This is a genomic window from Rhizobium sp. CRRU65, from assembly GCF_048551595.1.
GTDB classification, from domain to species: Bacteria; Pseudomonadota; Alphaproteobacteria; order Rhizobiales; family Rhizobiaceae; genus Rhizobium; species Rhizobium leguminosarum_J.
This window is the reverse complement of record NZ_JBLYZH010000006.1, coordinates 360,698-386,908: the sequence shown is the minus strand read 5'-3', so window position 1 is coordinate 386,908 and position 26,211 is coordinate 360,698. Positions and strand designations below refer to the sequence as shown.

Annotated in this window: 27 protein-coding genes and 1 tRNA gene; 18 read left to right on the top strand and 10 right to left on the bottom strand. The window is 60.8% G+C overall.

The features are described from left to right. The first annotated feature begins 505 nt into the window (after nucleotides 1-505). Nucleotides 506-1,165, top strand: coding sequence for a hypothetical protein (locus tag ACM5SV_RS15740; protein WP_260689185.1), 660 nt, complete (start codon nucleotides 506-508; stop codon nucleotides 1,163-1,165). A gap of 191 nt (nucleotides 1,166-1,356) precedes the next feature. Here ACM5SV_RS15740 and ACM5SV_RS15735 read toward each other — a convergent pair. After that, a tRNA-Ile gene (locus ACM5SV_RS15735) sits at nucleotides 1,357-1,432 on the bottom strand. A 201-nt stretch (nucleotides 1,433-1,633) separates the two neighbouring features. On the opposite strand from ACM5SV_RS15735, the gene ACM5SV_RS15730 reads away from it, so the two are divergent. Next, nucleotides 1,634-2,002, top strand: a complete 369-nt coding sequence (locus ACM5SV_RS15730; RefSeq protein WP_012758357.1) for a response regulator — start codon at nucleotides 1,634-1,636, stop codon at nucleotides 2,000-2,002. Between the two features lie 119 nt (nucleotides 2,003-2,121). Here the strand turns inward: ACM5SV_RS15730 and ACM5SV_RS15725 are convergent, their stop codons facing one another. The 3 genes from ACM5SV_RS15725 to ACM5SV_RS15715 form a co-directional block, all read right to left on the bottom strand. Then, nucleotides 2,122-2,325, bottom strand: coding sequence for a hypothetical protein (locus ACM5SV_RS15725; protein WP_012758356.1), 204 nt, complete (start codon nucleotides 2,323-2,325; stop codon nucleotides 2,122-2,124). After that, a complete protein-coding gene (locus tag ACM5SV_RS15720; RefSeq protein WP_003541559.1) occupies nucleotides 2,322-2,987 on the bottom strand; it encodes an acyl-homoserine-lactone synthase in 666 nt (221 codons plus the stop codon). Before ACM5SV_RS15720 ends, ACM5SV_RS15725 begins: the two co-directional genes overlap by 4 nt. Before the next feature lie 138 nt (nucleotides 2,988-3,125). Further along, entirely contained in the window at nucleotides 3,126-3,851 is a 726-nt protein-coding gene (locus tag ACM5SV_RS15715) for a LuxR family transcriptional regulator (protein WP_012758355.1), read from the bottom strand. Between the two features lie 123 nt (nucleotides 3,852-3,974). Here ACM5SV_RS15715 and ACM5SV_RS15710 point away from each other — a divergent pair, with 123 nt between their 5' ends. Both ACM5SV_RS15710 and ACM5SV_RS15705 read left to right on the top strand, forming a co-directional pair. Continuing rightward, entirely contained in the window at nucleotides 3,975-4,169 is a 195-nt protein-coding gene (locus ACM5SV_RS15710; RefSeq protein WP_012758354.1) for a hypothetical protein, read from the top strand. Nucleotides 4,170-4,498: 329 nt separating this feature from the next. Beyond that, nucleotides 4,499-6,424, top strand: a complete 1,926-nt coding sequence (locus tag ACM5SV_RS15705; protein ID WP_222014191.1) for a DUF5054 domain-containing protein — start codon at nucleotides 4,499-4,501, stop codon at nucleotides 6,422-6,424. Between the two features lie 119 nt (nucleotides 6,425-6,543). Here the strand turns inward: ACM5SV_RS15705 and ACM5SV_RS15700 are convergent, their stop codons facing one another. Then, nucleotides 6,544-6,783: a DUF2934 domain-containing protein gene (locus tag ACM5SV_RS15700; RefSeq protein ID WP_012758352.1), complete on the bottom strand. Its 240-nt coding sequence runs from the start codon at nucleotides 6,781-6,783 to the stop codon at nucleotides 6,544-6,546. A 25-nt stretch (nucleotides 6,784-6,808) separates the two neighbouring features. After that, nucleotides 6,809-7,015, bottom strand: a complete 207-nt coding sequence (locus tag ACM5SV_RS15695) for a hypothetical protein (RefSeq protein ID WP_012758351.1) — start codon at nucleotides 7,013-7,015, stop codon at nucleotides 6,809-6,811. 362 nt (nucleotides 7,016-7,377) lie between these two features. Here ACM5SV_RS15695 and ACM5SV_RS15690 point away from each other — a divergent pair, with 362 nt between their 5' ends. Then, entirely contained in the window at nucleotides 7,378-7,761 is a 384-nt protein-coding gene (locus ACM5SV_RS15690; protein WP_012758350.1) for a hypothetical protein, read from the top strand. Nucleotides 7,762-7,882: 121 nt separating this feature from the next. Beyond that, nucleotides 7,883-8,296: a DUF4174 domain-containing protein gene (locus ACM5SV_RS15685; protein ID WP_017994755.1), complete on the top strand. Its 414-nt coding sequence runs from the start codon at nucleotides 7,883-7,885 to the stop codon at nucleotides 8,294-8,296. A gap of 62 nt (nucleotides 8,297-8,358) precedes the next feature. Here the strand turns inward: ACM5SV_RS15685 and ACM5SV_RS15680 are convergent, their stop codons facing one another. Next, nucleotides 8,359-9,069, bottom strand: coding sequence for a GntR family transcriptional regulator (locus ACM5SV_RS15680; protein ID WP_012758348.1), 711 nt, complete (start codon nucleotides 9,067-9,069; stop codon nucleotides 8,359-8,361). Nucleotides 9,070-9,335: 266 nt separating this feature from the next. Here ACM5SV_RS15680 and ACM5SV_RS15675 point away from each other — a divergent pair, with 266 nt between their 5' ends. From ACM5SV_RS15675 to ACM5SV_RS15640, 8 genes are all read left to right on the top strand, one after another. After that, complete coding sequence (locus ACM5SV_RS15675; protein ID WP_222014190.1) at nucleotides 9,336-10,424, top strand: ABC transporter ATP-binding protein; 1,089 nt, start codon at nucleotides 9,336-9,338, stop codon at nucleotides 10,422-10,424. A gap of 52 nt (nucleotides 10,425-10,476) precedes the next feature. After that, on the top strand, nucleotides 10,477-11,775 hold the full coding sequence (locus tag ACM5SV_RS15670; protein ID WP_128407074.1) for an ABC transporter substrate-binding protein: 1,299 nt from the start codon (nucleotides 10,477-10,479) through the stop codon (nucleotides 11,773-11,775). Nucleotides 11,776-11,987: 212 nt separating this feature from the next. Continuing rightward, nucleotides 11,988-12,902 carry an ABC transporter permease gene (locus tag ACM5SV_RS15665; RefSeq protein ID WP_012758345.1) on the top strand — a complete coding sequence of 305 codons (915 nt, stop codon included), beginning with the start codon at nucleotides 11,988-11,990 and terminating at the stop codon, nucleotides 12,900-12,902. Nucleotide 12,903: 1 nt separating this feature from the next. Then, nucleotides 12,904-13,725, top strand: coding sequence for an ABC transporter permease (locus ACM5SV_RS15660; RefSeq protein WP_222014189.1), 822 nt, complete (start codon nucleotides 12,904-12,906; stop codon nucleotides 13,723-13,725). Between the two features lies 1 nt (nucleotide 13,726). Then, complete coding sequence (locus tag ACM5SV_RS15655) at nucleotides 13,727-14,470, top strand: aspartate/glutamate racemase family protein (protein WP_128407072.1); 744 nt, start codon at nucleotides 13,727-13,729, stop codon at nucleotides 14,468-14,470. Between the two features lie 3 nt (nucleotides 14,471-14,473). Next, entirely contained in the window at nucleotides 14,474-15,085 is a 612-nt protein-coding gene (locus ACM5SV_RS15650; protein WP_012758342.1) for a flavin reductase family protein, read from the top strand. Between the two features lie 190 nt (nucleotides 15,086-15,275). Continuing rightward, nucleotides 15,276-15,773, top strand: coding sequence for a heme-degrading domain-containing protein (locus ACM5SV_RS15645; RefSeq protein ID WP_018446594.1), 498 nt, complete (start codon nucleotides 15,276-15,278; stop codon nucleotides 15,771-15,773). 132 nt (nucleotides 15,774-15,905) lie between these two features. Continuing rightward, nucleotides 15,906-16,529, top strand: a complete 624-nt coding sequence (locus ACM5SV_RS15640) for a DUF2799 domain-containing protein (RefSeq protein WP_128407070.1) — start codon at nucleotides 15,906-15,908, stop codon at nucleotides 16,527-16,529. A gap of 9 nt (nucleotides 16,530-16,538) precedes the next feature. Here the strand turns inward: ACM5SV_RS15640 and ACM5SV_RS15635 are convergent, their stop codons facing one another. Further along, a complete protein-coding gene (locus tag ACM5SV_RS15635; protein WP_222014188.1) occupies nucleotides 16,539-17,798 on the bottom strand; it encodes an AGE family epimerase/isomerase in 1,260 nt (419 codons plus the stop codon). A gap of 272 nt (nucleotides 17,799-18,070) precedes the next feature. Here ACM5SV_RS15635 and metH point away from each other — a divergent pair, with 272 nt between their 5' ends. The 3 genes from metH (at nucleotide 18,071) to ACM5SV_RS15620 (ending at nucleotide 22,671) form a co-directional block, all read left to right on the top strand. Next, the gene (metH, locus tag ACM5SV_RS15630; RefSeq protein ID WP_017994753.1) at nucleotides 18,071-21,844 is read left to right on the top strand and encodes a methionine synthase; all 3,774 of its coding nucleotides are present in this window, start codon (nucleotides 18,071-18,073) and stop codon (nucleotides 21,842-21,844) included. A gap of 195 nt (nucleotides 21,845-22,039) precedes the next feature. Beyond that, the gene (locus ACM5SV_RS15625; RefSeq protein ID WP_003541516.1) at nucleotides 22,040-22,273 is read left to right on the top strand and encodes a type II toxin-antitoxin system Phd/YefM family antitoxin; all 234 of its coding nucleotides are present in this window, start codon (nucleotides 22,040-22,042) and stop codon (nucleotides 22,271-22,273) included. Beyond that, entirely contained in the window at nucleotides 22,270-22,671 is a 402-nt protein-coding gene (locus ACM5SV_RS15620) for a type II toxin-antitoxin system VapC family toxin (protein WP_012758337.1), read from the top strand. Before ACM5SV_RS15625 ends, ACM5SV_RS15620 begins: the two co-directional genes overlap by 4 nt. Nucleotides 22,672-22,674: 3 nt before the next feature. On the opposite strand, the gene ACM5SV_RS15615 is transcribed toward ACM5SV_RS15620, so the two are convergent. Further along, on the bottom strand, nucleotides 22,675-23,439 hold the full coding sequence (locus ACM5SV_RS15615; RefSeq protein ID WP_012758336.1) for a GntR family transcriptional regulator: 765 nt from the start codon (nucleotides 23,437-23,439) through the stop codon (nucleotides 22,675-22,677). After that, complete coding sequence (locus ACM5SV_RS15610) at nucleotides 23,436-24,320, bottom strand: N-acetylglucosamine kinase (RefSeq protein WP_113545232.1); 885 nt, start codon at nucleotides 24,318-24,320, stop codon at nucleotides 23,436-23,438. Before ACM5SV_RS15610 ends, ACM5SV_RS15615 begins: the two co-directional genes overlap by 4 nt. 524 nt (nucleotides 24,321-24,844) lie before the next feature. Here ACM5SV_RS15610 and ACM5SV_RS15605 point away from each other — a divergent pair. Next, a complete protein-coding gene (locus ACM5SV_RS15605; RefSeq protein WP_017994749.1) occupies nucleotides 24,845-26,104 on the top strand; it encodes an ABC transporter substrate-binding protein in 1,260 nt (419 codons plus the stop codon). Nucleotides 26,105-26,211: the final 107 nt, after the last annotated feature.

Here is a 26,211-nt window from a genome sequence, read left to right as displayed (position 1 = left end):
GGCACTCGCTGCCACGATCAAGGCTGTCTCGGCCACGCCTACAGATGTTGTTGGCGCCTCGAGGCGCGGATGCCATATCCAGCGCGCACCGGGTCAGGTCGCATTGAAACGCTTGGGTTCCACGGTAAAAGAACAGCAAGCGGCAACGAACAGGGCTTTGGAAAACAAGGTAGAAGTCCTGTCGCAAGTCCTTCCAACCAGTAGAGAACTTAAGTTTATGGGGAGAACAACCTGCGACAGGGAAATTCGGCTTCTGCGCCGGGGCCATCAATTAGAATAGCCGCCCGGAAACTGAGATATTGCGCCCAGACGATCGGAGCAGGGGAATGTGCGGATGACGGCAGCTAAGGATTCTCAAAGGAAAGTTTATTCTCTCGCCTAACCATCGCTCGGAGGTGCGCAAAGCCTTTTCAGCGTTCAAAATAAAAGAGGTGCAATGACTTATTCCGTCGCGGGCGGTGAATGTGTGCCGGCCAGGCAGCTGATTATAGGTGAGCAGTAAAGATTGTCGGAGCGTCATCGGAATAGTTGGCCCGCCGATAGCGGTGGAGAAAAAATTGTGCGTGTTGGTGCACTGCTTGCATCTGTGATCCTTTTCGTTGTTTTCCTTTATCTCGTCCTCACTGGCGCAGAACAGGTTCGCTACATTTCTGTAGCGTTCGTTCTTGTTTTTGCCGTCCTAGCCACGCGCTTAGACGACATCCAAGACCTGACATTTGGTCCAACAGGCCTGGCAGCAAAACTGGCGAAACAATTGGAAGAGGCTCGGGCCACAGTGAAGCAGCTGCAAGACTTTGCTGAAGTGTTTGCCGCTCGTAGTGTCCAGCAGATCGCGGGTGATAACCGAATGAGCGGCCTATCACCGAAGCAAAAGCGTGAAGCGATCGCAGAAATCGTGGGCGGGTTGAAATCCCTACAGCTGCCGGATGACCGCATTAATCGGGTGCTGTCGTTATCCGACCCCTATGATGACTACGACTATTGGAGCTGGACAATGTCTCCGATCTACAGCGCCAATGATACAAAAGTGAAGGACCTAGCGAACCAGTTTTTCAACTTGGGCGCCAGCAAAGGTATCGGCCACAATCCGGATGCTGAGACCACCGAGAAGTTCCTCAAGGACCACGATCTTTATCAAGGGGGAAATCGCAGAGTGCATGACTGACTGGCAATATTGGAAAGCCAACCACAAACATCGTCGTCTCGATGAATGGGAGGCGCGCCACGAAAGGCGGAATCAAGCGAGAAGTTTTGAAGATGTGCTCAATATCGAGTCGAAGCCAGGAACAAAGGGCTAACCAGATGGCTAACCTTCCTGGCTAACCACTCCCTAAGCCCCTTGAAACAAGGGAAGAGTGGTGGGCCCGGAGGGACTCGAACCCCCAACCAAGCGGTTATGAGCCGCCGGCTCTAACCATTGAGCTACAGGCCCTTGGCGCCGGGTCGCCGGCGCTTGGGTGCCGGGGCAATGGTTCCCGCAGCACGGGTTCCGCTCTAACGCAAATCCGGGGGAGCCACAAGCGGGGAGCGCAAGCATCTGTGGACGATGCATATTTCGTGGGCAGCCACTGGAACCTTCTCGTGCGGGCTACACTTATTCAAGTCACATTCCGCATGAAGAGGGCGATCGCAGATGGTGGCTTTGAACAGTGCCGTGGTGCTCATCGTAGAGGACGAGCCGCTGATCCGGTTCAATATCCTCGATGTGCTGGAGGAGGTCGGCCATGTGGCGCTGGAGGCGGCAAATGCCGACGAGGCTCTGGTGGTGCTGAAGGGCAGGCAGGATGTCGATATCCTGTTCACCGACGTCAACATGGCCGGGTCGATGGATGGTCTCCAGCTTGCCAAGCGGGTGAGGGCGATGCGGCCGAATATCGGCATCATCATCACCTCGGGCATGGTGCGGCTCGATCCGATGGCGCTGCCCGCCAATACCGCTTTCCTGCCGAAGCCCTATATGCACGACGCGCTGATTTCGACCATCAATTCCCTGATGACGTAACGGTGATGCCCTGATGAGATGACGGGGGCGCGCAGCCGCAAAACGGGGACTGTTTTTGCGGCTGCGCGCGAGGCGCCGGGAGACATGCTCGTCTTCAGGCGGCGGAGGGGAACCGGCCCTCAGCTGAAGCTGCTCCTCAGCGCCTCGTTCTCATGATGGGCCTTCTTCTCGTAGATCGTGAACAGCGCCATCGAGAGGAGATAGGAGAGGAAGGGATCCCCTATCTGCGTGGCGATGTCGCGGGATGCGAGAACATGGCGCTCCAGCGCGCCGATATCCTTCTGAATTGCGGTCTGCGTAGCGGTTTCAGCGAGGCGGTTCATGCTGCCATCTCCAGGAATTGGGTCACGACCGAGCGGGCCGGCACGTGCCTGACATAAAGGGGTAGGGTGAGGCCGAGGGCGGCGCGCATCTTGCGCAGCACGCGGTCCGATACTTCGAAGGCGCCGCAGCAGACGGGGTATTTGCCGTAACCGTCTGCGCGGCCGAGTTCTTCCACTTCGGCGCCGGCGCGCTTGTAGACGCGCTTGAGGTAGGGCTCGTAGTTGGAAATCATCGTATGGATGCCGTGATCGAGCGCGCATTCGCAAAGCGCAAGCAGCATCATGGAGAAAGCGCGGCCGGCGTCGACATTGGAGAAATCCTTGGCGATCGCCTCCTCGTCGATGCACATGCGTGTGCCTTCCCAGATGCCGGGGGCGATAAGATTGGCGGCGTCAGGAAACGTCTCGCGGAAGACGTCGTAGAGAAGGGTCGGGCCTGTCGTCGGCATCAGGCGCATGCCGCCATAAAGACGGGTGCGGCTGTCGTTGCACCAGACGAGATAGGCGGGGGCGAGCGAATCGTAGCTGTCGCGTTCGTAGGGGCCGATGACGGGAACGTCCCAGCCGAGCGTATCGGCGAAGACCTTCTTGCGCAGGCGAAACATCTGGTCGAGTACGGCAGCGTATTTCTGATACTCATGTGCCTGAATGATAACGAACATTTTGCCCTCCAGCGTTTTCAAGTTCGTGGAAAGCAGGATGGTTCATGCGGGCCGGATCGGAAATTCCCTCAGATGGGCCCCCCCAGATGAGGGGGGCAGAGCATGTCGCGCAAAGCCGCGGTTTTGCGGGCCGATGCGCTAGGGATTGATAATGCGCAATTGAACGGCCCGGGAGGCGGCCGCCGAAATGGTGGCGCAGCCGAGCTTGAAGCGGGCAGTCTTCAGATAATCGCGCGTGGTGTGCTCCGATATGCCGAGGATGACCGAAATATCCTTGTAATCCTTGCCCAGCGCCGTCCAGTGCAGGCACTCGATTTCGCGCGGCGACAATGACGGCACCGGATCGTTTTCGCCATGCAGCTCGTAGACGGCCTTGCGGTGGATCAGATGGGCGATCTCGATCCATTCGTTGCGGCAGCGGCGGACGAGTTCGGTCCATTCCTCGGCCGGGATGCGGGCATTCAGCGACAAGAGCGCACGGCGTTGCGCTTTGTCGGCGACGGGAATGGAGTAGCCGTTGCCGCCGATGCCGTGCTTTTGGGCGTCGACCAGCATGGCATAGGCCTCGGGCGTCGGCTCGACCTCGCTCCAATCGAAGGGCAGCTGGCGTTCGAAGCCCTGTTTGACGATCGGATCGACCTTCACATAGCTGTTCAAGAGGTAGCGGGAGACCCAGGCATCCGGATAGGTGGTGCGCACGAAGGGCGAATCGATCTTGGCCGCGATCGTCTGGGCGAGATGGTAGGTGACGAAATCGAGGCCATATTCCGTCTGGAGAATGCGGATGGCGGCATCCACATTGGCCGCGGCCTTGATCTGTTCGAAAGCGGACTCGAACTTTTCGCTGTAGGTGTTCTCAATCATTTCCACTGCCCCAATCCCCTCAATCCTACCGCGAGCGCTGTCATAAATACAAGGCATCCCCACATATGCGGGGAATGACAATCCGGGTCCCACCTGCTAGCGCCTGTCATGAGGAGACCTCATATGGACAGCAAGAGACCATTCGAGATTGCCGAATGCCAACAGGCCGCCAAGGGCCTGAAATCCAGCTGGCAGGACATGGCAGGCTCCGAAGCGCTGATTCGCGCCCTCGTTGCCGAACGCAACGGTGACACGCCGCTGGCGCTGTTCTGGACCGAGGTCCACCGGGCGCTCTGCCAGGAAAGCAACGCTTTCTGACGATCGGCCTTCCCCGAACGACCAGCCTTTTCTCCGCAATCTGGGCGGGGCACCCGCGCCAGTCGGCAGGGAAATCCCACCGCCTTTCCTCCAAAATTGCCGATGAACACGTCTTCATTCATGTCGTGATTCGATTTGATGGCGAAAGGATCGGACGCTGCGTTCTGGATCTATGGTTAAGAAATCCGCATTATTTCATAGATCTGTTCCAAAACGGTTGACGGAGCGTTTGTGGCAGGAGCAATGGTGTTTGTGGAAACGGTTACATTCCGTCGCGCCTTTGTAGCGCTGGCAGAATTTCGGGTATCATCACCGATGTGTGGAATGGAATGACTGAAAAGCGTGTGCATCTGGTCTTCAAGACCCACCTCGATATCGGCTTTACCGACCATGCCGAGAAAGTCCGCCGGCAATATCACGAGCGCTTCATTCCGCAGGCGATCGAGACCGCCAAGCATTTTCATGCCGAAAATCCCGACGAGCCGAAATTCATCTGGACGACGGGCGCATGGCTGATCTGGGACCATCTGAATTCGCGCTCGGCGGGAGAGGTGGCAGCGCTGGAACAGGCGATTGAGCGCGGGCTGATCCGCTGGCACGGCCTGCCGTTCACCACGCATACGGAGCTGATGTCGCCCGACCTTTTCCGGGCCGGGCTTTCCTATTCGCACGAGCTCGACCGCCGCTTCGGCAAGACGACGATCGCGGCGAAGATGACCGATGTGCCCGGCCATACGCTCGGCATGGTGCCGCTGCTTTCCGAGGCGGGCATTCGCTTCCTGCATCTCGGCGTCAATACGGCCTCACCACCGCCCGATGTGCCCGACATCTTCCGCTGGCGGGCGCCCGGCGGCGAGGAGGTGGTCGTCATGTACCAGCGCTCCTATGGCGAGACCTGCTTTCCCGACGGTTTCGAGGACGGGCTGAGCTTTGCCCATACCAACGACAATATGGGGCCGCAGAGCGTGCCGCAGACGGCCGAGGCCTATCGCGAATTACGCGCCCGTGAGCCGGATGCGGTCATCCGCGCGGCGACGCTCGAGGATTACGGCGCCATTCTCTGGAGCAAGCGTGAGCGTTTCCCGGTTGTCGAACTGGAACTCGGCGACAGCTGGATCCATGGCAGCGGCAGCGATCCGGTGAAGACGGCGCGGTTCCTGGCGCTGCAGCGGCTTTATGACCGCTTCGCGAAGGATGGGCTCGACGCGCGGCGTCTCGCCTTCGGGCGCGGGTTGGCGATGGTGGCCGAGCATACCTGCGGCGTCGATATCAAATCCTATCTGCGCGACGATAAGGCGTGGTCGCGGGCCGATTTTGAGGCCGCGCGCCGATCCGATTATCGCTTCGCCTATACCGAAGCCTCGTGGGACGAGCAGCGGGCCTATCTCGACCAAGCGGTCTCGCAGCTTGACGAGACGGACCGGCAGGCGGCCCAGGCGGTGCTTGCCGAATTCGCCACGCCTGCCGTGATCGAGGGCGGCGGGCGGGAGCTCCGCCTGCAGGCCGGCGGCTGGTCGATCGCGCTCGACGGTGCGAGCGGCGATGTCGCCGAAATCACCTCGCCCTCCGGCCGGACGATCTCCGGCCGCAACGGCTCGCTGATCGCCTATCGATATGAGAGCTACGATGCCGGCGACGTTAACAGGCACATGGAGACCTACCTGACCCATCGCCAGGAATGGGCGGTGCTCGACCATGACAAGCCGGGGCTTGCGCGGTCCGGGGCAGCACTTTCGAAGGTTTCTCTGCCGGCGCTGGAAGCGACTGATGGGGCGGGCATCCTTCTGTCGATGCCGGCAGTGGCGGTGCAGAAATATGGCGCACCGCCGCATGTGATGCTGCATTTCATCGCCGAGGGCGATCGCCTCGCCCTCAGCCTGACATTGCACGACAAGCCGGCCAACCGCATGCCGGAGGCAAGCTTCCTCTCCTTCACGCCTGAGGGTGACGGGGACTGGAATTTCCGCAAGATGGGCCTCTGGCATCGATCCGGGAACATTGCGACGAGCGGCGGCGGGCAATTGCAGGCTGTGACCGCAGCACGCGGTGATCTTGTCGATGGCCTGCTGACAATCGAAACCTTCGATGCGCCGCTCGTTGCGCCGCAAGGCTCAGATTTCATGACGTTCTATAGGACGCGGCCGGACTTCGGCTCTGGCATTCGCTTCAATCTGCACAACAATAAATGGGGAACCAATTTCCCGATGTGGTGGCAGGGAGATTTTCAGGCGCGCTTCCGGTTAAGGTTCGACTGAGTTGCTCGATCTGGCATCGAGCGGCGCGATCCCGCAGGGGATTGAGCCACGGGATTCGCCGCGATTGGGCCGCTTCATCCTGTACGGATTAAGCGGCCCGGTCCGGTGTGAGAAAGGGTTCAGCCGACGTTTGCGGTTGGGCTGAACCAGCCGGCGCATGGCGCTTCGGGCCGTTGCGGCTTCGGGCGAAACTTCACCAGGACCTCGCGACCATCGGACGAGGCCTGCGTGCGCTCCAGCGCGTCTCGTTCGGCAACGGCCTGGCGCCAGTGCTCGTCGCCGCGGCCATCAGGCCGGCCCTGTTCCTCCCAGATCGCGTAAGCCCGTTTGCTGATCCATTCGTGGCGTCTATCACTCATCTCTCTATTCCATTCGTCAAAAGTGCTATTCGGCAATTCCGTCCTGCAGAACCGGCGGCCGGCGCTTGGCTGCCATCAGCAGGTCGAGTTCGATCGAGGACGGCCCGAAACGGGTGAACAGGCTTTCTGCCTGCTCGTTTCGGAGGCCATATTTGGAGGCGAATTCATCAAGGCTATAGGGGCGGCCGCGCAGGATCCTGCTGCGGCGCTCCGGTTCACGGATTTGCGTCATTGGTGGTAACCCCAGTGTGTGTTGCGAATTGTGAGAACAAAACAAATTACAGCTACAAAAGTTCCGTGAGTTTTCAGGGTTTTTTCGCCCTCGCCGTGCCATTTCGGAGCGATCCTAGGCGGGTGGCATAGATTTTTAAGGCTGGTGTGCGCGGAGAAAATTTCGTCTAAAACACGCAAGAATATCAGGGTGTTATGGAAATCGCTTCCGCGGTGGCGGATAAATGGGCTTTACGCCGGCGCGTTACTCTATAGAATCAATAGTGTTATTCGGTTCGCAGGGGCAGCGAAATGTTCCGTTCCCCGCGTTGGCGCGACCGAGACCGGAGGACTTTGGCTTCAACCCATCAAGAGGAGACAGACATGATGAATGCACTGCCGCCACTTCATGACGGCCACGCGCCGTTTAACCTCCAGCAGCTGTTTCGCGAAGCGCTCTATGCCTTCGAGGAATGGGACAGCGAATTGACCGAACCGATCGTGACCTACGAAGGACGGGTCATGCCGATCAGCTTCGTTTTTGAAGCCATGCGCGAATGCACCGACATCGTGCCGATGAACATCGTCGGCGCCGTCACCGAACGGCTGACCAAGCCGTGGGAGGGCGAAGGCCCGCTCGACCAGATGACCTTCTCGACGGCGGCGCGTGTCATGCGCGTTTTGGTGCGCAAGCGCCTTCTCGTCACCGGGGCTGCGGATCTCGTCGCCGTGTCGGCCCACGCGTCCGAAGACCAGGGCCGCGACTGATAGAATAAGGATCGCGGCCATGGCTGCGATCCTTTTCCGCTTTTGGCGGAACCTCGCTTATTGCCAGCCGTTTAATCCGGCAGGCACGGCCACATCAAGCGATGGCCGAGGAATGAGCACCATGCTGAAATCTTTTGTTCATGAAATCATCGGTACTCCCAGGCGTGAGCCTGAGCTTCCGCAATCGCTGGAGCAGTTTCGCGACAGAAAACGAGTGCTGATCATCTTCGCCGATGCGCAAGATGACCGCGCGCTCATCCAGGATGAATGGCTGCGCAAGGCGCATATGCGCCTGATCGAGGAAGACGTCGAGGTGTTCAGTATTGCTGGCGGCGGCGCGTTTGCGCTGTTCGACGATGACTGGGACCTCGATGCCGACGATATTCGCAATCGGCTGCAGGGACCGCCGTCCGGCGAGTTCGGGCTGATCCTGCTCGGACGGGACGGAATCGTGAAGCTGCGCTCGAGCGAGCCAATGACCGCCGAGGATATCTTCGCGGCTTTTGAATTGCTGCCGAAGAAGACGCCCTGGTAGCGTTTCGAGAGTCCGTTTGAAGCGCGGCGCGGGAAGCATCCGCGCCCGCATCTTTTGCATGTTCAGAGTTCGAAGGCTTCCTTGAGACCCAGGCTCTTGCGTTCGCGCAGGTCGAGATCGGCCTCGATATGGGTGATGTGGTGCAGCATCAGCTGGCAGGCGCGGTCGAGTTCGTCGGCTTCGATTGCCGAGATTATGTCACCATGTTCGGAATGGCCGCAGCTCGATGCGGTCGATTGCCCGTAGAGCGCAATCACCAGCGAGGAGCGGGCGACGAGCTCTTCCATGAAGCGCTGCATGATCGAATTGCCCGATATGGCCGCCAGCATCAGATGAAAATCGCCCGATGCCTTGATTTCGGCGCGGCGCGCCGTCTGACCGCGCTCGCTCATCAGGCGGCCTTCTTCCAGCAGAAGCTGTCGCAAATGGCTAATATCGTCAGGCGTGATCCGCGCCGCCGCCTCGCGCAATATGCCTGGCTCGACCAGGCGGCGGGCGGAAAAAATCTGGCGAGCCTCTTCGGGCGAGGGATAGGCGACGAAGGCGCCGCGGTTCTTCTCGACGCTGACAAGGCCTTCATAGGAGAGCGCCTGCAGGGCGGCGCGCGCAAGCGTGCGGCTGACGTTGAAGAGATTGCCGACATCGCTTTCTGAAAGCTTGGTGCCGGGCGAGAGCCTGCGCTCGACGATCGCTTCGCGAATGGCATCGCGAATCTGTTGCGCGCCGGTTTCGGCGGAGTCTTCGGCCTGCTGAGCCTTGGCGGCGGATTTCATGAAATTTATTTCCTGATGGTCGGCAAACCATACCCGGCTTCGTGGTAAAGTTAAACAGAATTTGTCCCCGAAATTGCAATCAGATTGTATACGATGTTTTGCACAAATTGCGCACGATAGCCTAAATCATGTGCAGATCGTTTTGCGCCTATAATTTGCTCTCTCCATTGCGGTGTTGATAAAATCATTATTTCGCAATGGCTTGCTGCAAGCATCGGAGTCTGGCACGGCAGATGCATCGTCTTTTCCGAACAGGGGAAGGCATGATGTCGAAAGCGGCAGAGATCGATATAGTATCCGTTTCGAAGGTTTATGGCGCGACGACGGCGGTCCATGCGATCAGCCTGAAGATCCCCGCCGGCTCCTATTGCTGCTTTCTTGGCCCATCGGGCTGCGGCAAGACCTCGACACTGCGCATGATCGCCGGCCACGAGAGCATCTCGTCGGGCGATATTCGCCTCGGCAATGTGGTCGTCACCGATTTTCCGCCGGCCAGGCGTGGCACGGCGATGATGTTCCAATCCTACGCGCTTTTCCCGCATCTCGATTTGATCGACAACGTCGCCTTCAGCCTGAAGATGAAGGGTATCGATAGGCAAGAGCGGCAGGCCAAGGCGCTCGAAATGCTGAAGCTGATGCAGATGGAGGCCTATGCCAATAGGCGTCCGGCCCAGCTTTCCGGCGGCCAGCAGCAGCGCGTGGCGCTGGCGCGCGCGCTGATCACCGATCCGGAAGCGCTGCTGCTCGACGAGCCGCTGTCGGCGCTCGATCCGTTCCTGAAGATCCGCATGCGCGCCGAACTCAAGAAGCTGCAGAAGTCGCTCGGCATCACCTTCGTACACGTCACCCACAGCCAGGAAGAGGCGATGGCGCTCGCCGACGTCATCGTCATCATGAATGACGGCCGGATCGAGCAGGCGGCCGCCCCGCGCGAGGTCTTCGAGCGGCCGGCGACGGCCTTCGTCGCGCGGTTCATGGGCGACCACAATGTGCTGTCCGGCCGGGTGATGTCGAACGAGAACGGCGTGCTCGTCATGACCGTGCCGGAAGGTCAGAGCTTTTCCGTGCGCGGGACGGGCAGGGAAGTCGGCGAGCCCATCGATATCGGTATCCGCACCGACCGCGTGCGCCTGCAGGTGGCGACCGAATGGACGCTCGGCTTCGATGGCATCGTCTCCAACATCGAATATCGCGGCTCTTCCGTGAAGATTACCGTCCTCGGCGCCGGCAGCGACGACTTCACCGTCATTGCCGACGACGGCGACTATTTCGCCCGGCCGGTTGCCGTCGGCGACACCGTCTCGCTCAGCTGGGCGCTCGACGATGCCGTGCTTCTCGGCCGCTCTTCCGCATGAGCCATCACCATCAAGAACACTGAACCTTCCATCCAAGAAAAGGGGAACTGACATGACGACTGAAACGACATCGACCAAGGCGGAAAAGGGGCTTTCCCGCCGCACGCTGCTGAAGACGGGTGCTGCTGCCGTCGGCGCCATCGCCGGCTCCGGCGCCATCACCGGCTTTCCCACCATCTGGGCGCAGACGAACATCACGCTTCGCCAGTTCGGCACCGGCGTTTCGAACATCAATGCCATCGCCGAGAAGTGCAAGGCCGATCTCGGCATCACGCTGGAGATGACGGCAACCGATTCCGACGCCGCCGCCCAGCGCGCTGTTACCCAGCCTGACAGCTACGACATTGCCGACGTCGAATACTGGATCGCCAAGAAGGTGTTCCCGACCGGCGTGATGCAGCCGATGGACGTCAAGAAGCTGAAATATTACGACAAGATCGTACCGCTGTTCATCAACGGCAAGCTAAAGCCGGAGAGCGTCATCGCCCAGGGCACGGCGCCACACACGGTCGGCTTCGTCGAAGCGCAGGATTCCAAGAAGTTCGCCAAGGAGCCGACGCAGTGGATGACGATGGTTCCGACCATCTACAATGCTGATACGCTCGGCATCCGTCCTGATCTCACCGGCCGTCCGATCACCAGCTGGGCCGATATTCTGGATCCCGCCTTCAAGGGCAAGACCGCGATCCTCAACATCCCGTCGATCGGCATCATGGATGCGGCGATGATCATGGAAGCCTCCGGCAAGATCAAATATGCCGACAAGGGCAACATGACGAAGGAAGAAATCGACAAGACGATCGAATTCCTCATCAAGGCCAAGGGTGACGGCCAGTTCCGCGCCTTCTGGAAGAGCTTCGACGAGTCGGTAAACCTGATGGCGTCGGGCGAAGTGGTCATCCAGTCGATGTGGTCGCCGGCCGTCGCCGCCGTCCGTTCGAAGGGCATTGCCTGCACCTTCCAGCCCCTCAAGGAAGGCTACCGCGCCTGGGGTGGCGGTCTCGGCCTTGCCTCGCACCTCAAGGGCGCGCAGCTCGATGCCGCCTATGAATACATCAACTGGTACACGTCCGGCTGGGTCGGCGGCTATCTCAACCGTCAAGGGTACTATTCCGCCTGCATGGACACTGCCAAGGGATTCATGTCGGCCGACGAATGGGGCTACTGGATCGAAGGCAAGCCGGCTGCCGGCGACATTCTGTCTCCCGAGGGCAAGGTCATGGAGAAGGCCGGCGCCGTTCGCGACGGCGGTTCCTTCGAAGCCCGCATGGGAGCGGTGGCTTGCTGGAACTCCGTCATGGACGAGGACCGCTACATGGTCCGCCGCTGGAACGAGTTCATCGCGGCCTAAGCGATTGCCGTTTTTCCCCTCCCCAACCCTCCCCACAAGGGGGAGGGAGTCCGGAGGGTGCGGCAGGACACTCCTTCCTCCTGCGGGGAGGAGGGTTCGGAGGCGGCGCGGCAAAGATACTCCCTCCCCCTTTTGGGGAGGGTTGGGGAGGGGTCTTCTCGAGCCCTCTCTCTAACGACCGGACGAATGACGAGCTTCCGAAAGGGTAAGGAATGGCGACCATCGCAGCGGAAACGGAGGAGGATGGCCAGGGCGCGCGCGGCGGGCGCGGACTGAGGCTTTCCCCATCGGCGATCTCCTATCTCCAGGCGACGCCGCTGTTCGTCATTCTCGGCTTGTTCTTCCTGCTGCCAATCGCCATGATCGCGGTCGTCAGCTTCTGGGACTACGACTTTGCCGGTCTCTATCCCGATTTCCTGACGATGAACTACACCGACACGCTCGGTTCGTGGGTGACGTGGAAGATCTATCTCAACACGCTGAAATTCACTGCGATCGTCTGGGCGCTGACGCTCGTCATCGGTTTCTGGGTCGCCTATTTCCTGGCCTTCCACGTCCGCAAGACCTCGACGCAGATGATCCTCTTCCTCGTCTGCACCGTGCCGTTCATGACCTCGAACATCATCCGCATGATCTCGTGGATCCCGGTGCTCGGGCGCAACGGCCTCGTCAATTCGACGCTGATCAAGATGGGCATCATCCCGCAGCCGATCGAATGGCTGCTCTATTCCGATTTCGCCGTCGTGCTCGCCATGGTGCACCTCTATACGCTGTTCATGGTGACGCCGATCTTCAACACGCTGATGCGCATCGACCGATCGCTGTTCGAGGCGGCGCGCGATGCCGGCGCCTCCGGCTGGCAGGTGTTGTGGAACGTCGTCTTCCCGCTCGCCAAACCCGGCATGGCGATCGGCACGATCTTCGTCGTCACGCTCGTCATGGCTGACTTTTCGACGGTGCAGGTGATGTCCGGCGGCCAGAGCGCTTCGGTGGCGCTGATGATGAAGAACCAGATGTCGCTGCTGCAATATCCGGCCGCTGCCGCCAATGCAGTGGTGCTGCTCGCCGTCGTGCTGTTGATGGTCGCGGCCATCCTGCGCGTCGTCGACATCCGCAAGGAGCTTTGAGATGAGCCACGAAAAACGCGGCCTGGAATTCTATCTGCTGGCGCTCTTTTTCATCATCTTCGTGCTGTTCCTCTACGGTCCGCTTTCGGCGATCCTGATCCTCTCCTTCCAGGGGCCGGACGGCGGCCTGACCTTCCCGATGAACGGCATTTCCACGCACTGGTTCTTCAACCTGTTCGAGAAGCAGGCGGTCGGCGATTTCGGCGCCTCGTTCCGCCGCTCCTTCACCCTCGGGCTGATGGTAATGGCGGTGACCGTCGTCGTCTCGCTGCTCGCCGGCCTTGCCTTCCGCCGTCGTTTCCGCGGTTCGACCGCGCTGTTCTATGCCACGGTCGCAAGCCTTGTCGTGCCGTCGATTATCATCTCGCTCGGCATCGGCGTCGTTTTCCAGGAGGGAGGGCTGAAGCCCGCCTGGTATTCGTCGGCCTTCGGCGCGCATCTCACCTGGACGCTGCCGTTCGGCGTGCTGATCATGTTTGCCGTCTTCAACCGCTTTTCGCCGGCCTATGAAGAGGCGGCGCGTGACCTCGGCGCCAGCTCCTGGCAGACGTTCCGCCATGTCGTGCTGCCGATGATCGCGCCGAGCCTCATCGGCGTCGGCCTGTTCGGCTTCACGCTCTCCTATGACGAATTCGCCCGCACGCTGATGACATCAGGCACCTACAACACGCTGCCGCTTGAAATCTACGGCATGACCACCAACGTCACGACGCCGGTGCTCTATGCGCTCGGCACCGTGACGACGCTGTTTTCCTTCACCATCATTCTCATCGCACTCGGCATCATGACGATGCTCAGCCGGCGGCAGGCAAAGATAGACTGACATGCGCATCCTCATCGTCAATCCGAACACCACGGCCTCCATGACCGAGAAAGCCGCCACCGCCGCGCGTGCGGTGGCGGCATCCGGCACGGAGATCATCGCCGCCACCTCGCGCATGGGGCCGGTTTCCATCGAAGGGCACTACGACGGGGCCTTAGCGATCCCCGGCCTGCTCGCCGAACTCAAGGAGCGGCAGGCAGCGGGTTATGACGCGGCTGTTATCGCCTGTTTCGACGATACCGGGCTCGAAGCGGCGCGGACCTTTGCCGATGTGCCGATCCTCGGGCTTTGCGAGTCCGCCGTGGTGACGGCTGGTTTCCTGGCGCAGCGCTTCACCGTGGTGACGACGCTGGAGCGCTCGCGGGTGCTGATCGACAATCTGGTGCGCCGCTACGGCATGGGCGACCGCGCCAAGGTGCGCGCCTCAGACATCCCTGTGCTGGAACTGGAAGATCCGGCCTCGGGCGCGATCGGCAAGCTCAGGGCCGAGATCGAGCGGGCGCTTTTGGAAGACGGCGCCGAGGCGATCGTGCTCGGTTGCGCCGGCATGACCGATCTGGCGCGCGAACTGCAGCAGATCTACGGCGTGCCTGTCGTCGACGGTGTCGCCGCCGCCGTCAAGCAGGCCGAAGCGCTGGTGTCGCTCGGGCTTTCCACCAGCAAGCGCGGCTCCTACGCGTCGCCGCTGCCGAAACCCTTCACCGGGGCGATGAGCGGTTTCTCGCCGGTCCTGAAGGTCGGCTGAACGATGTCCGTTTCCTTCGATTTCCAACAGCTCACCGAGCGCCAACGCTACAAGCTGATGATCGGCACGATCATTCCGCGCCCGATCGCTCTGGTGACGACGGTCGACGAAAACGGCCGGATCAACGCCGCACCCTTCAGCTTCTTCAACTGCCTCTCGGCCGATCCGCCGATCCTTGCGATCGGGGTCGAGAACAATGTCGACATGTCGTTCAAGGATACCGGCCACAATATCCGCATGACCGAGGTGTTCACGGTCAATATCGTCTCCTTCGCGATCGCCGAGGCGATGCATGTCTGCGGCGCCAAATATCCGCGCGGCGTCGACGAGTTGAAGGAAGCGGGCTTGACGGCGATGCCGGGCGAGAAGGTGGCCTCGCCCTTTATCGCCGAGGCGCCGGCCGCCTTCGAATGCAAGCGGCACGTGACGCTGGAGCTCGGCCGGTCGCGGCAGATCGTCATGGGCGAGATCGTCTACGCGCATTATCGCGACGGCGTGGTCGATCCTGAACGGCTGCATGTCGATCCGGCCGCGGTGGATGCCATTGCGAGGCTTGGCGGCGATACCTGCGCCACTACCCGCGACCGCTTCGAGATGCTGACGCCGAAGCTCTGACATAGAGCATTTCCGTTTTCTTCGGAGTCATGAAAATGCTCTATCTCTTTGTCTTCGCGCAATTGCGGACGCAAAACCGCGGCGCAGTTTTGCTGGAGTTGCTCCAGGGATAGGTCCAAGTTTTTGCTTTACTTTTTTGCTCCCCGCGAGAATGGTCTGCACGGATCATCGCGCAAGAGGAACGCTCATCATGACAATCGAGGACGATCTCAGCCGGATCGCGGAGCAGGAGAAAGTCCTAAGCTTCGACGCTTTTGATCTGACGACGGCATGGCAGCTCGGCAAGCTCCTGCAGGAACTCGCCACCGAGCGTGGCCTCGGCATCGCGATCGACGTGACCCTGCATTCGATGCCGGTCTTCTATGCGGCACTCCCGGGTGTGACGCCCGACAACGTCAACTGGGTCCGCCGCAAGCGCAATATGGTGCTGCGTTATTTCCGCAGCAGCTATGCCTCCGGCCTGAAGCTGCAGAAGGATGGCAAGACGGTCGAGGATAACGGGCTTTCCGGCGCAGACTATGCGCCACATGGCGGCAGTTTCCCGATCAACGTCAAGGGCACCGGCTGCATCGGCGCCGTCACCGTCTCAGGACTGCCGCAGCGCGATGACCACAATCTCGCGGTCGAGGCGCTGGCGCTGATGCTCGCGAAGGATCTGGATACGCTGCGGCTCGCCCCGCCGCTTTGATGCGGCCTCTTTCGCCGTAATTTTGACAGAAAAAAGCCATGAAAACTGCAAATTCGCGTCGCTGCTCCGGTGACGCGGACTTGCCCTGCGGCTAAGCTGCGGCATCGCTCCTCATTTACCCCCCGGGACGCCATGATCCGCTTGTTCCTTGCGCTTGCCGCCACCATCGGCTTCGGCCTTTTCCTTGTCTCCTGCAACACGCTGTCCAAAGAGGAATGCGTCGCCGCCGACTGGCGGGTGATCGGCGAAAGCGACGGGGCGGTAGGCTACGAGCCGCAACAGCGCTTCGCCGCACATGCGAAGTCCTGCGAGCGGGTCAAGATCGTGCCCGATCAGACGATCTGGTTTCAGGGGTATCAGACTGGCCTGGTGCGCTATTGCACGCCGCTCAGCGGGCTTGCGCGCGGCCAGGCGGGCAGCAGCTACGCCAATGTCTGCCCGCCGGAGGCCGCGCCCGGTTTCCTGCGCGGCTTCGGCCTCGGCAGCAAGCAGCACGAGCTGCAGGCGCGCCTCAGCTCGATGCAGAACGATTACAGCTTCAAGGAAACTGAAATCGACGATCTTTCCGACAAGCTGCGGGATGCTAAGGACGGCGACCGCTCGGAACTGCGCCGGCGGATCGAGGATCTCGAAGACGACATGCACGATATCCGCCGCGATCAGCGCGATGTGCAGGACGAACTCGACCGCGTCAACGAGGATGTCGAGTGGTTCCAGCGAAACCCCAACGCCGCACTGCCGCCGCCGGGCTACTGATCTTCGGCCTCAGATCCTGCCGCCGGCCTCAGGGATGCCCTTTGTCAGGCTGCCCGTTGCCGGGAAAAGCGGGATGAGGCAGGCCTGCAGGGCGTGATAGATATCGCCCTTGCCGGGGAACAGCGAGTGCGAGGGAACGAGATCTTCCGTCAACTCCTCGTGCCAGCCACCGTTCTTGTGGTCGATGAAGGCGCGCTCGATCACGTTCCAGATCTTGCGATAGCTCTCTTCATGGAAATCGCTCGGCAGGTGCTCGTTGAGGAAATGTGCAGCGGCCGCAGCTTCGCAGGCTGGCCACCAGAGCTTGTTGCGCTTGGCGGGCTTGTCGTCCCAATCGAGCGTATAGAAGAAGCCACCCTTGTCGTTGTCCCAGCCGAGCGCCATGGATTGGGCGAACAGCGCCTTGGCCGCATCCGGCATCCATTCGATCCGCTTGCCGCCGAGCGTCCAGAGCTGCAGGATGAGGCGAGCCCATTCCAGCCAGTGGCCGGGCGTCGTGCCGGCCGGGCGGAACATTTCGTTCGGATGGTAGTACGTCTTGTCGAGATTCCATTCGGCGTCGAAATGCTCTGCGACGCGCCAGTCGACCGAACCGGCCGCACGGCGGATGACGAGATCGGCGATGCTTTCGGCCTTGATCAGATAGTCCCGATCGCCGGTGGCTTCGAAGGCCGCCATCAGCGCTTCGGTCAGGTGCATGTTGGAGTTTTGGCCGCGATAGGTGCCGCCATCGAGCGGCTGCCAGTCGGCGGTGAACTCCTCGGCGATCGCGCCGTGCTTCGCTTCCCAGAACTTCGTGTTGAGGATCTTGGTGATATCATCAAGCATGCCATCGGCAAGCGGATGGCCGATCGTCTTTGCGGCTGAGGCGGCGAGCAGCACGAAAGCATGGCCATAGCCCTGCTTGTTGGAATCGACAGGACCGTCATTGTTGAGCGACCAGAAATAGCCGCCGTTTTTCCGGTCGCGATGATGGTTCCAGATATAGTCCATGCCGTGGTCGACGACATCTGCAGCGCCGGGGCGGCCGAGCAGCGCGCCGATCGAGAAGCAATGCACGGCGCGCGCCGCGATATGGATGCCGCGAACCTGGCCCTCGGCGTCGAGAGGCCTGCCGGCGTCGTCGAGATCGTAGAAACCGCCCTTGGGATTGACCGAATTGTGCTGGAAGAAATCGAAGAGACCGTTCGCCTGGGTCAGCAGCCAGCCGCGATGATAGGCGCGGGTCGTCCAGTTTCCAAGCACGGCGTTGCCGGTTGCGGGTGCCATGATGCTCCTCCGATTTCGTGCACAAGCGTCGCAAACGCCTATATAGAGGTCGGGCAAGCCTGTCATCTGGCTATCGCATCGGCTGGAAAATCGGGGTCGATTTTCAAAAAGCACGATGCGAAGATTCAAACTGCTGCAGCGTCCTTTGCGTGTCTTAATAGACGCGCGGCGCTGTAGACTTGCAAAGCACGAAATCGATTGGCATATATTGACATAAAGATATCTTTATGTGATTTGGACTGTCTGGTCTTACGACGTCAAGGAGCCCTCCCGTGTTTGACAATCTCTTTGGTCCGGAAACGGGCAAACGTGACGGCAGTGAAGTTTTCGCAGCTTTGAAACAAGCCGCGAGCGAGCGCATCCTTGTTCTCGACGGCGCCATGGGTACGCAGATCCAGGGGCTGGGCTATGACGAAGACCAGTTTCGCGGGACGCGCTTCATCGGCTGCGCCTGTCACCAGAAGGGCAATAACGACCTCCTGATCCTGACCCAGCCGGACGCGATCGAAGAGATCCATTACAGATACGCCAAGGCCGGCGCCGATATTCTCGAGACCAACACCTTCTCCTCGACCCGCATCGCGCAGGCCGATTACGAGATGGAAGGTGCAGTCTACGACCTCAACAAGGAAGGCGCCGAAATCGTGCGGCGGGCAGCACAGCGCGCCGAGCGCGAGGACGGCCGCCGCCGTTTCGTCGCCGGCGCCATTGGGCCGACCAACCGTACCGCCTCGATCTCGCCTGACGTCAACAACCCGGGTTTTCGCGCCGTGACCTTCGACGATCTGCGTTCCGCCTACGGCGAGCAGATCGACGGGCTGATCGACGGTGGCGCCGACATCATCCTCATCGAGACGATCTTCGACACGCTGAACGCCAAGGCTGCGATCTTCGCCTGCGAGGAGCGCTTCGAGGCCAAGGGCGTGCGCCTGCCCGTGATGATCTCGGGCACGATCACCGACCTTTCCGGCCGCACGCTGTCCGGCCAGACGCCATCTGCCTTCTGGAACTCGGTGCGCCATGCCAATCCCTTCACGATCGGGCTCAACTGCGCGCTCGGCGCCAATGCGATGCGCCCGCATCTGCAGGAGCTTTCGGGCGTTGCCGACACCTTCATCTGCGCCTATCCGAATGCCGGCCTGCCGAACGAATTCGGCCAGTATGACGAAACCCCGGAGCTGATGGCGGCGCAGATCGACGGCTTCGCCCGCGAGGGCCTCGTCAACATCGTCGGCGGCTGCTGCGGCTCGACGCCCGAGCATATCAAGGCAATCGCCGAGACCGTTGCGAAATACAAGCCACGGCCGATTCCCGAGCATCGCCCGTTCATGTCGCTGTCGGGTCTCGAACCCTTCGAGCTGACCAAGGACATTCCCTTCGTCAATGTCGGCGAGCGCACCAACGTCACCGGCTCGGCCCGCTTCCGCAAGCTGATCACCAATGCCGATTTCACCGCAGCGCTCGATGTCGCCCGCGACCAGGTCGAGAACGGCGCCCAGGTGATCGACATCAACATGGACGAGGGGCTGATCGATTCCGAAAAGGCGATGGTCGAGTTCCTCAACCTGATCGCCGCCGAGCCTGACATTGCCCGCGTGCCTGTGATGATCGACTCGTCGAAATTCTCGATCATCGAATCCGGCCTGAAGCGGGTCCAGGGCAAGCCGATCGTCAACTCGATCTCGCTGAAGGAAGGCGAGGAGAATTTCCTCGCCCAGGCGCGGCTGCTGCACAATTATGGTGCCGCCGTCGTCGTCATGGCATTCGACGAGACGGGGCAGGCGGACAGCTACGAGCGCAAGGTGGATATCTGCACACGCGCCTACAAGCTGCTGACCGAAAAGATCGGCTATCCGCCCGAGGACATCATCTTCGATCCGAATATTTTCGCGGTCGCGACCGGCATCGAAGAGCACAATAATTACGGCGTCGACTTCATCGAGGCGACGCGGACGATCCGCGAGCGCATGCCGCTGGTGCATATTTCGGGCGGCGTCTCCAACCTGTCCTTCTCGTTCCGCGGCAACGAGCCGGTGCGCGAGGCGATGCACGCCGTGTTCCTCTACCACGCCATCCAGGCGGGCATGGACATGGGCATCGTCAATGCCGGCCAGCTTGCCGTCTACGATAATATCGATCCCGAGCTGCGCGAGGCCTGCGAGGACGTGGTGCTGAACCGCCGGCCTGATGGTACCGAGCGGCTGCTCGAAGTGGCGGAGAAATTCCGTGGCGGCGCGGCACGCGAAGGCCGCGTCCAGGATCTTTCCTGGCGCGAATGGAGCGTCGAGAAGCGTCTCGAACATGCGCTGGTCAACGGCATCACCGAATATATCGAGGCCGATACCGAGGAGGCGCGCCAGCAGGCTGTCAGGCCGCTGCACGTCATCGAAGGGCCGCTGATGGCCGGCATGAACGTCGTCGGTGACCTGTTCGGCTCGGGCAAGATGTTCCTGCCGCAGGTGGTCAAGTCGGCGCGCGTGATGAAGCAGGCGGTGGCCGTGCTGCTGCCCTACATGGAAGAGGAAAAGCGCCTCAATGGCGGCGAGGAACGCCGGTCGGCCGGCAAGATCCTGATGGCGACGGTCAAGGGCGATGTGCACGATATCGGCAAGAACATCGTCGGCGTCGTGCTTGCCTGCAACAATTACGAGATCGTCGACCTCGGCGTCATGGTGCCGGCGACGAAGATCCTCGAAACGGCGATTGCCGAAAAGGTCGATGTCATTGGCCTTTCCGGCCTGATCACGCCGTCGCTCGACGAGATGGTGCATGTCGCGGCCGAAATGGAGCGGCAGGGCTTCGAGATCCCGCTGCTGATCGGCGGGGCAACGACCAGCCGCGTGCATACGGCCGTGAAGATCCATCCCGGCTACAACAAGGGGCAGACGATCTACGTGACCGATGCGAGCCGCGCCGTCGGCGTCGTCTCGGCCCTGCTGTCACCGGAGAACCGCCAGGCCTATGTCGACGACATTCGCGCCGAATATGCCAAGGTGGCGGCCGCCCATGCGCGCAGCGAGGCCGAGAAGGTGCGCTTGCCGTTGCCCCGGGCTCGCGAGAATGCGCATAAGGTCGATTGGTCTGCCTACCGGCCGGTGAAGCCGCAATTCTTCGGCACACGGGTGTTCGAGGATTATGATCTGGCCGAGCTTGCCAAATATATCGACTGGACGCCGTTCTTCCAGACCTGGGAGCTGCGCGGCCGGTACCCCGCCATTCTGGAAGACGAGAAGCAGGGCGAGGCGGCGCGTGCGCTCTGGGCCGATGCGCAGGCCATGCTGAAGAAGATCATCGATGAAAAGTGGTTCCGCCCACGCGCCGTCATCGGCTTCTGGCCGGCCGGCGCCGTCGGTGACGACATCCGACTGTTCACGGACGAGAGCCGGAAGCACGAGCTTGAGACCTTCTATACGCTGCGCCAGCAGCTTTCGAAGCGGGACGGGCGGGCGAACGTGGCGCTCTCCGACTTCGTGGCGCCTGTCACAAGCGGTGTTCAGGATTATGTCGGCGGCTTCGTGGTGACGGCGGGTATCGAGGAAATTGCCATCTCCGAGCGTTTCGAACGGGCGAACGACGATTATTCCTCGATCCTCGTCAAGGCGCTGGCCGACCGCTTCGCCGAAGCTTTTGCCGAGCGCATGCATGAGCAGGTGCGGCGCGAATACTGGGGCTACGCCAAGGACGAGACGCTCAGCAAGGAGGATCTCATTACCGAAGCCTATGCCGGCATCCGCCCGGCGCCCGGTTATCCCGCCCAGCCTGACCACACCGAAAAGGCGACACTCTTCAAGCTGCTCGATGCTGAAAAAGCGGCCGGCGTAAAGCTGACGGAGAGTTATGCGATGTGGCCGGGTTCCTCGGTCTCGGGCCTCTATATCGGCCATCCCGACTCCTATTATTTCGGCGTCGCCAAGGTGGAGCGCGATCAGGTGGAAGACTATGCGGCCCGCAAGCAGATGGCGGTGTCTGAAGTCGAGCGCTGGCTCGGGCCGGTGCTGAACTACGTGCCGCGCAAGACGGACGAGCAGATCGAAGACGCGGCCTGATTGCCGAGTCTTCACGGTCGCTTAGGGCGGCGTCCTCAGAGATTGATTCAATAAATGAAAACCGGAAGGGATTCACCTTCCGGCTTTATGATTTTGATGCGGCTCAATAATTACCCGCATTCAGGCTGGTTGAATTTGATAGCGGAATTGACGATGAGGCGGTATACTTAGTCAAGTTAGCTAATGAGGGCGACGATGCAGGTTACCATCCATGCCGCAAAGACCAATCTGTCGAAATTGATCGACGCCGCCCTTTCCGGTGAGGAAGTGGTGATCGCCAAGGGGCGCAAGCCTGTCGTGAAGATCATTCCGATTGTGCAGTCTTCCTTCAAGATCGGGCTGCTCAAGGGGCAAGTTGTTGGAAATGGCCCCGACTTTTTTGAGCCCATAGATCAGGGCGAACTTGCGGCTTGGGAAGGGGGCGAGTGAACTCGCTTCTGCTCGACACCCATGCCTGGGCATGGTCGCTGACCGGCGACGAGCGGCTCTCGGCCAAGGCGATCGCTCTGATCGAAAAGGCGGAGACGATTTTCGTCAGCCCAATATCCCTATTTGAAATCGGGCAGAAGGTTCGTCTCGGCAAGTGGCCGGAGATGGAGCCTTTCATCGGCCGGTTGCCGGAACTGCTGCATGAACAGGGTGGCATTGCCGCGGCATTGACACCGGAAATCTGTCTGACCGCAGCCATGATGGACTGGACACATCGCGATCCGTTCGACCGGTTTCTTGCCGCGACCGCCATGCAGAATGGAATACCACTTATCTCCGCCGATGCGATCTTTGATAATCTTGTCGGAAATCAGCTTTGGATCGCCCGCTTCTGGTAGGGCTTACGTCACCGCGATCGTCAGTTCCGCGACAAAGTCATAGGCATCGCCGCGATAGAGCGAGCGGGTGAATTCGACGGCGCGGCCGGAGCCGAGATAGGAGATGCGCTCGATCGACAGGCCAGCCGCACCCGCGGAGACGCCGAGAAGCTGGGCGTCGGCTTCCTTCATATTGGTTGCCGAGATGCGCTGCACGGCGCGCACGGGTCGGACCTGGAGGCGTTCGAGCTCGGCATAGAGCGAATTGGTGACGGCCGAGGGATCGGGCAGGAACTCGCCGGAGACGCTGGCATTCTCGATCGCCAGCGGCTGGTCGTCGGCGATGCGCAGGCGCGAGAGGCGCGAAACCTTGACGTCGGCACCGAGGCCAAGGATCATCATCTCGTCGGGCGAGGGCGTGTGGATGCCCTTATGCAGCCATTCGGAGCGGGAGGACATGCCGCGGCGCGCCATGTCCTCGGTGAAGGAGGTGAGCTGCGACAGGCGCTGCTCGACCTTGGAGACCGGCTTGGCGACGAAGGTGCCGGAACCGTGACGGCGCACCAACAGGCCATCGGCGACGAGTTCGTCGATCGCCTTCCGCACGGTGACGCGGCTGACGGCGGCCAATTCGGCGATGTCGCGTTCCGGCGGCAGCGCATCGCCGTGACCAAGCGTGCCGGTGCGCACGGCTCCTTCGAGCGTGCGGCGCAGCTTGACGTAGAGCGGCCCTGTGCCGGCTGCCTGCAGGCGCTCCAGGGAAAGGAGGGTGGCGAGGTCGTCGGTCATGCCGCACCCCTCTGCCTGTCGTTCAAGAGCTTGACTGCAAGTTCAACCGCGCCCTGCAGGGCATCGCCTTTTGGCTTGGCAAGCAGGGACCTGTAACGTTCGGATAGCCAGGGCTCGTAGGCTTCGGAAAGGCCGCCGAGCAGGCAGATCGACGGGCATTCGGGCCAGAGCAGTGCTTCGAGACTTTCGCCGATAGCCGTTGCCGCATCCGTGACGATGCCAACTGCAACGGCATCGTCCTTGGCGGCATGTTCGAAGACGATCGGTGCGTAACGGGCAAAATCCTTTGGTCTTGCCGAATGGGCGAATTCGACGATGCGCTCTGGATCGTTGCCATATTGGGTCATGACCGCTTCGGTGATCGGCGATGCCGGGCGCACCCCGTCATGGGCGAGCAGCGATTGTTCCAGGAGGTCGCGGCCGAGGCGGGCACCGCTTGCCTGGTCGCCGACGACGAAACCCCAGCCACCGATGCCGTTCAGTCGGCCATCCCTGCGGGCATTATAGACCGAGCCAGTGCCGAAGGCGCCGACGATGCCGTCGGCATCGCCGAGCGCCCCCTGCAGGGCGATCAGCGCATCGGTGACGACGCGGCCTTCGGTGAAAGGCAGGGCCTTTTCGATTCGTCTACCATAATCGCCGACATTGGCGCCGGCGACGCCGACGACGGCTGCGACGGAGGAAATGGTTTCAGCGGCAAGCCCGGCATCGCCTAGCGCCTGCCGGGCGGATTCGACGATATTGAGAAGGGAGTTTTCCAGATCCGACAGGATGTTGGCAGGGCCGGCTTTGCCACGGCCGATGACATTGCCGTTCCTGTCCGCGACTGCGGCCCGGCAGCTCGTTCCGCCGCCGTCTATGCCGATTGCAAGCTCCGTCATCGGGCCTCCGAATATGCCGTTCCCTATGTTTTTTAATACAATACCAAAAAAATACCATTTACCAAGTGGGAATGACGTGGAAAATCAATCTTTTTATCATATTGATTTTGCTAGATTAAATTTTTTAATGAGTTTTATCAGGCCGAAAAGTTAATTTCGGCTGGACAATTGGTATTTTTTTGGCATTAATTCGGCAAAAGGGAACAGCACTTCGAAGCCCACGAAAACCGGCAGTTAAGTCAAGCCGGAACCGCTTCGAGGATGATCGAGAGAACGACCCCCGGCCCATCAAGCTGGGGGCGAATTCGGCCATCCATCGGCTTTCCCCGCCATTTCGCCACCCCGGTGCAGTCGCCGGGAAGGCGCGCAGTTCGGCCGCAGGCGTCCGCCTTCGTGTCCGTCGAGCTTTCGGGACCGGCATTGCTGGCGGTCCTCCAAGGGGCGTTGGGTGTTACCTCAAACACGCCAATTGCTTGTTTCAGATCGAAAACAGCGCTTCGCGGCGCTTAAAACAGGAGAGGGAAATGAAAAACACTGCTCTGAAAAGCCTGCTGCTTGCCTCCAGTCTGCTGAGTTCAGCGGGCCTCGTCCACGCCGCCGACGTCACGCTGACGGTCGAAAGCTGGCGTAACGACGACCTGCAGATCTGGCAGGAAAAGATCATCCCGGCTTTCGAAGCGAAGAACCCGGGCATCAAGATCGTTTTCTCGCCGACCGCGCCGACCGAATACAACGCCTCGCTGAATGCCAAGCTCGATGCAGGCTCCGCAGGCGATATCATCACCTGCCGTCCGTTCGATGCCTCGCTCGAACTCTTCAACAAGAAGCAGCTCACTGACATTACCAGCCTGCCTGGCATGGAGAACTTCTCGCCGGTCGCCAAGGCCGCCTGGAGCACCGACGACGGCAAGTCGACCTTCTGCGTGCCGATGGCTTCTGTCATCCACGGCTTCATCTACAACAAGGATGCCTTCGACAAGCTCGGCATCTCTGTGCCGAAGACCCAGGACGAGTTCTACGCAGCGCTCGACAAAATCAAGGCCGACGGCACCTACATTCCGCTCGCCATGGGCACGAAGGACCTCTGGGAAGCCGCTACCATGGGCTACCAGAACATCGGACCGAACTACTGGAAGGGTGAGGACGGCCGCGCGGCTCTGATCTCCGGCAAGCAGAAGTTGACGGATGCCGACTGGGTCAAGCCTTATGAAGAGCTTGCCAAGTGGAAGCCGTATCTCGGCGACGGCTTCGAAGCCCAGACCTACTCCGACAGCCAGAACCTGTTCACGCTCGGTCGTGCCGCGATCTATCCGGCCGGCTCATGGGAAATCTCGCTGTTCAACAGCCAGGCTCAGTTCAAGATGGGCGCCTTCCCGCCGCCGGTTCCGAAGGCCGGCGACACGGGCTACATCTCCGACCATCCGGATATCGGTGTCGCTCTGAACACCAAGAGCACGCATGCCGAGGAAGCCAAGAAGTTCCTCAGCTGGGTCGCTTCGCCTGAGTTTGCCGATATTTACGCCAACGCGCTGCCGGGCTTCTTCAGCCTGAACTCCAACCCAGTCAAGATGTCCGATCCGCTCGCTCAGGAATTCGTTTCCTGGCGCGGCCCGTACAAGTCGACGGTGCGCTCGACTTACCAGATCCTGTCGCGCGGCACGCCGAACCTCGAAAACGAGACCTGGGTCGAATCGGCCAATGTGATCAACGGCACGGATACGCCTGCGGTTGCTGCCGAAAAGCTCCAGAAGGGCCTCGACAGCTGGTACAAGCCGGCCAAGTGATGTGATCAGGGGCGGCGTTTGCAGCCCCTCATCCGGCCTGCCGGCCACCTTCTCCCCGCTCGCGGGGAGAAGGAGACTCGCAGCGACCTCCCAGCCCGATATAGCAT

What these genes read in the sequence shown, in the direction of transcription:
- ACM5SV_RS15610 (WP_113545232.1), bottom strand. Translation starts at nt 24,320, where the DNA reads ATGACGGAGCTTGCAATCGGCATAGACGGCGGCGGAACGAGCTGCCGG.
- ACM5SV_RS15635 (WP_222014188.1), bottom strand. Translation starts at nt 17,798, where the DNA reads ATGGCACCCGCAACCGGCAACGCCGTGCTTGGAAACTGGACGACCCGC.
- ACM5SV_RS15675 (WP_222014190.1), top strand. Translation starts at nt 9,336, where the DNA reads ATGTCGAAAGCGGCAGAGATCGATATAGTATCCGTTTCGAAGGTTTAT.
- ACM5SV_RS15730 (WP_012758357.1), top strand. Translation starts at nt 1,634, where the DNA reads ATGGTGGCTTTGAACAGTGCCGTGGTGCTCATCGTAGAGGACGAGCCG.
- ACM5SV_RS15720 (WP_003541559.1), bottom strand. Translation starts at nt 2,987, where the DNA reads ATGTTCGTTATCATTCAGGCACATGAGTATCAGAAATACGCTGCCGTA.
- ACM5SV_RS15615 (WP_012758336.1), bottom strand. Translation starts at nt 23,439, where the DNA reads ATGACCGACGACCTCGCCACCCTCCTTTCCCTGGAGCGCCTGCAGGCA.
- ACM5SV_RS15725 (WP_012758356.1), bottom strand. Translation starts at nt 2,325, where the DNA reads ATGAACCGCCTCGCTGAAACCGCTACGCAGACCGCAATTCAGAAGGAT.
- ACM5SV_RS15655 (WP_128407072.1), top strand. Translation starts at nt 13,727, where the DNA reads ATGCGCATCCTCATCGTCAATCCGAACACCACGGCCTCCATGACCGAG.
- ACM5SV_RS15670 (WP_128407074.1), top strand. Translation starts at nt 10,477, where the DNA reads ATGACGACTGAAACGACATCGACCAAGGCGGAAAAGGGGCTTTCCCGC.
- ACM5SV_RS15640 (WP_128407070.1), top strand. Translation starts at nt 15,906, where the DNA reads ATGATCCGCTTGTTCCTTGCGCTTGCCGCCACCATCGGCTTCGGCCTT.
- ACM5SV_RS15705 (WP_222014191.1), top strand. Translation starts at nt 4,499, where the DNA reads ATGACTGAAAAGCGTGTGCATCTGGTCTTCAAGACCCACCTCGATATC.
- ACM5SV_RS15685 (WP_017994755.1), top strand. Translation starts at nt 7,883, where the DNA reads ATGCTGAAATCTTTTGTTCATGAAATCATCGGTACTCCCAGGCGTGAG.
- ACM5SV_RS15690 (WP_012758350.1), top strand. Translation starts at nt 7,378, where the DNA reads ATGATGAATGCACTGCCGCCACTTCATGACGGCCACGCGCCGTTTAAC.
- ACM5SV_RS15660 (WP_222014189.1), top strand. Translation starts at nt 12,904, where the DNA reads ATGAGCCACGAAAAACGCGGCCTGGAATTCTATCTGCTGGCGCTCTTT.
- ACM5SV_RS15680 (WP_012758348.1), bottom strand. Translation starts at nt 9,069, where the DNA reads ATGAAATCCGCCGCCAAGGCTCAGCAGGCCGAAGACTCCGCCGAAACC.
- ACM5SV_RS15665 (WP_012758345.1), top strand. Translation starts at nt 11,988, where the DNA reads ATGGCGACCATCGCAGCGGAAACGGAGGAGGATGGCCAGGGCGCGCGC.
- ACM5SV_RS15715 (WP_012758355.1), bottom strand. Translation starts at nt 3,851, where the DNA reads ATGATTGAGAACACCTACAGCGAAAAGTTCGAGTCCGCTTTCGAACAG.
- ACM5SV_RS15710 (WP_012758354.1), top strand. Translation starts at nt 3,975, where the DNA reads ATGGACAGCAAGAGACCATTCGAGATTGCCGAATGCCAACAGGCCGCC.
- ACM5SV_RS15625 (WP_003541516.1), top strand. Translation starts at nt 22,040, where the DNA reads ATGCAGGTTACCATCCATGCCGCAAAGACCAATCTGTCGAAATTGATC.
- ACM5SV_RS15650 (WP_012758342.1), top strand. Translation starts at nt 14,474, where the DNA reads ATGTCCGTTTCCTTCGATTTCCAACAGCTCACCGAGCGCCAACGCTAC.
- ACM5SV_RS15605 (WP_017994749.1), top strand. Translation starts at nt 24,845, where the DNA reads ATGAAAAACACTGCTCTGAAAAGCCTGCTGCTTGCCTCCAGTCTGCTG.
- ACM5SV_RS15700 (WP_012758352.1), bottom strand. Translation starts at nt 6,783, where the DNA reads ATGAGTGATAGACGCCACGAATGGATCAGCAAACGGGCTTACGCGATC.
- ACM5SV_RS15645 (WP_018446594.1), top strand. Translation starts at nt 15,276, where the DNA reads ATGACAATCGAGGACGATCTCAGCCGGATCGCGGAGCAGGAGAAAGTC.
- ACM5SV_RS15695 (WP_012758351.1), bottom strand. Translation starts at nt 7,015, where the DNA reads ATGACGCAAATCCGTGAACCGGAGCGCCGCAGCAGGATCCTGCGCGGC.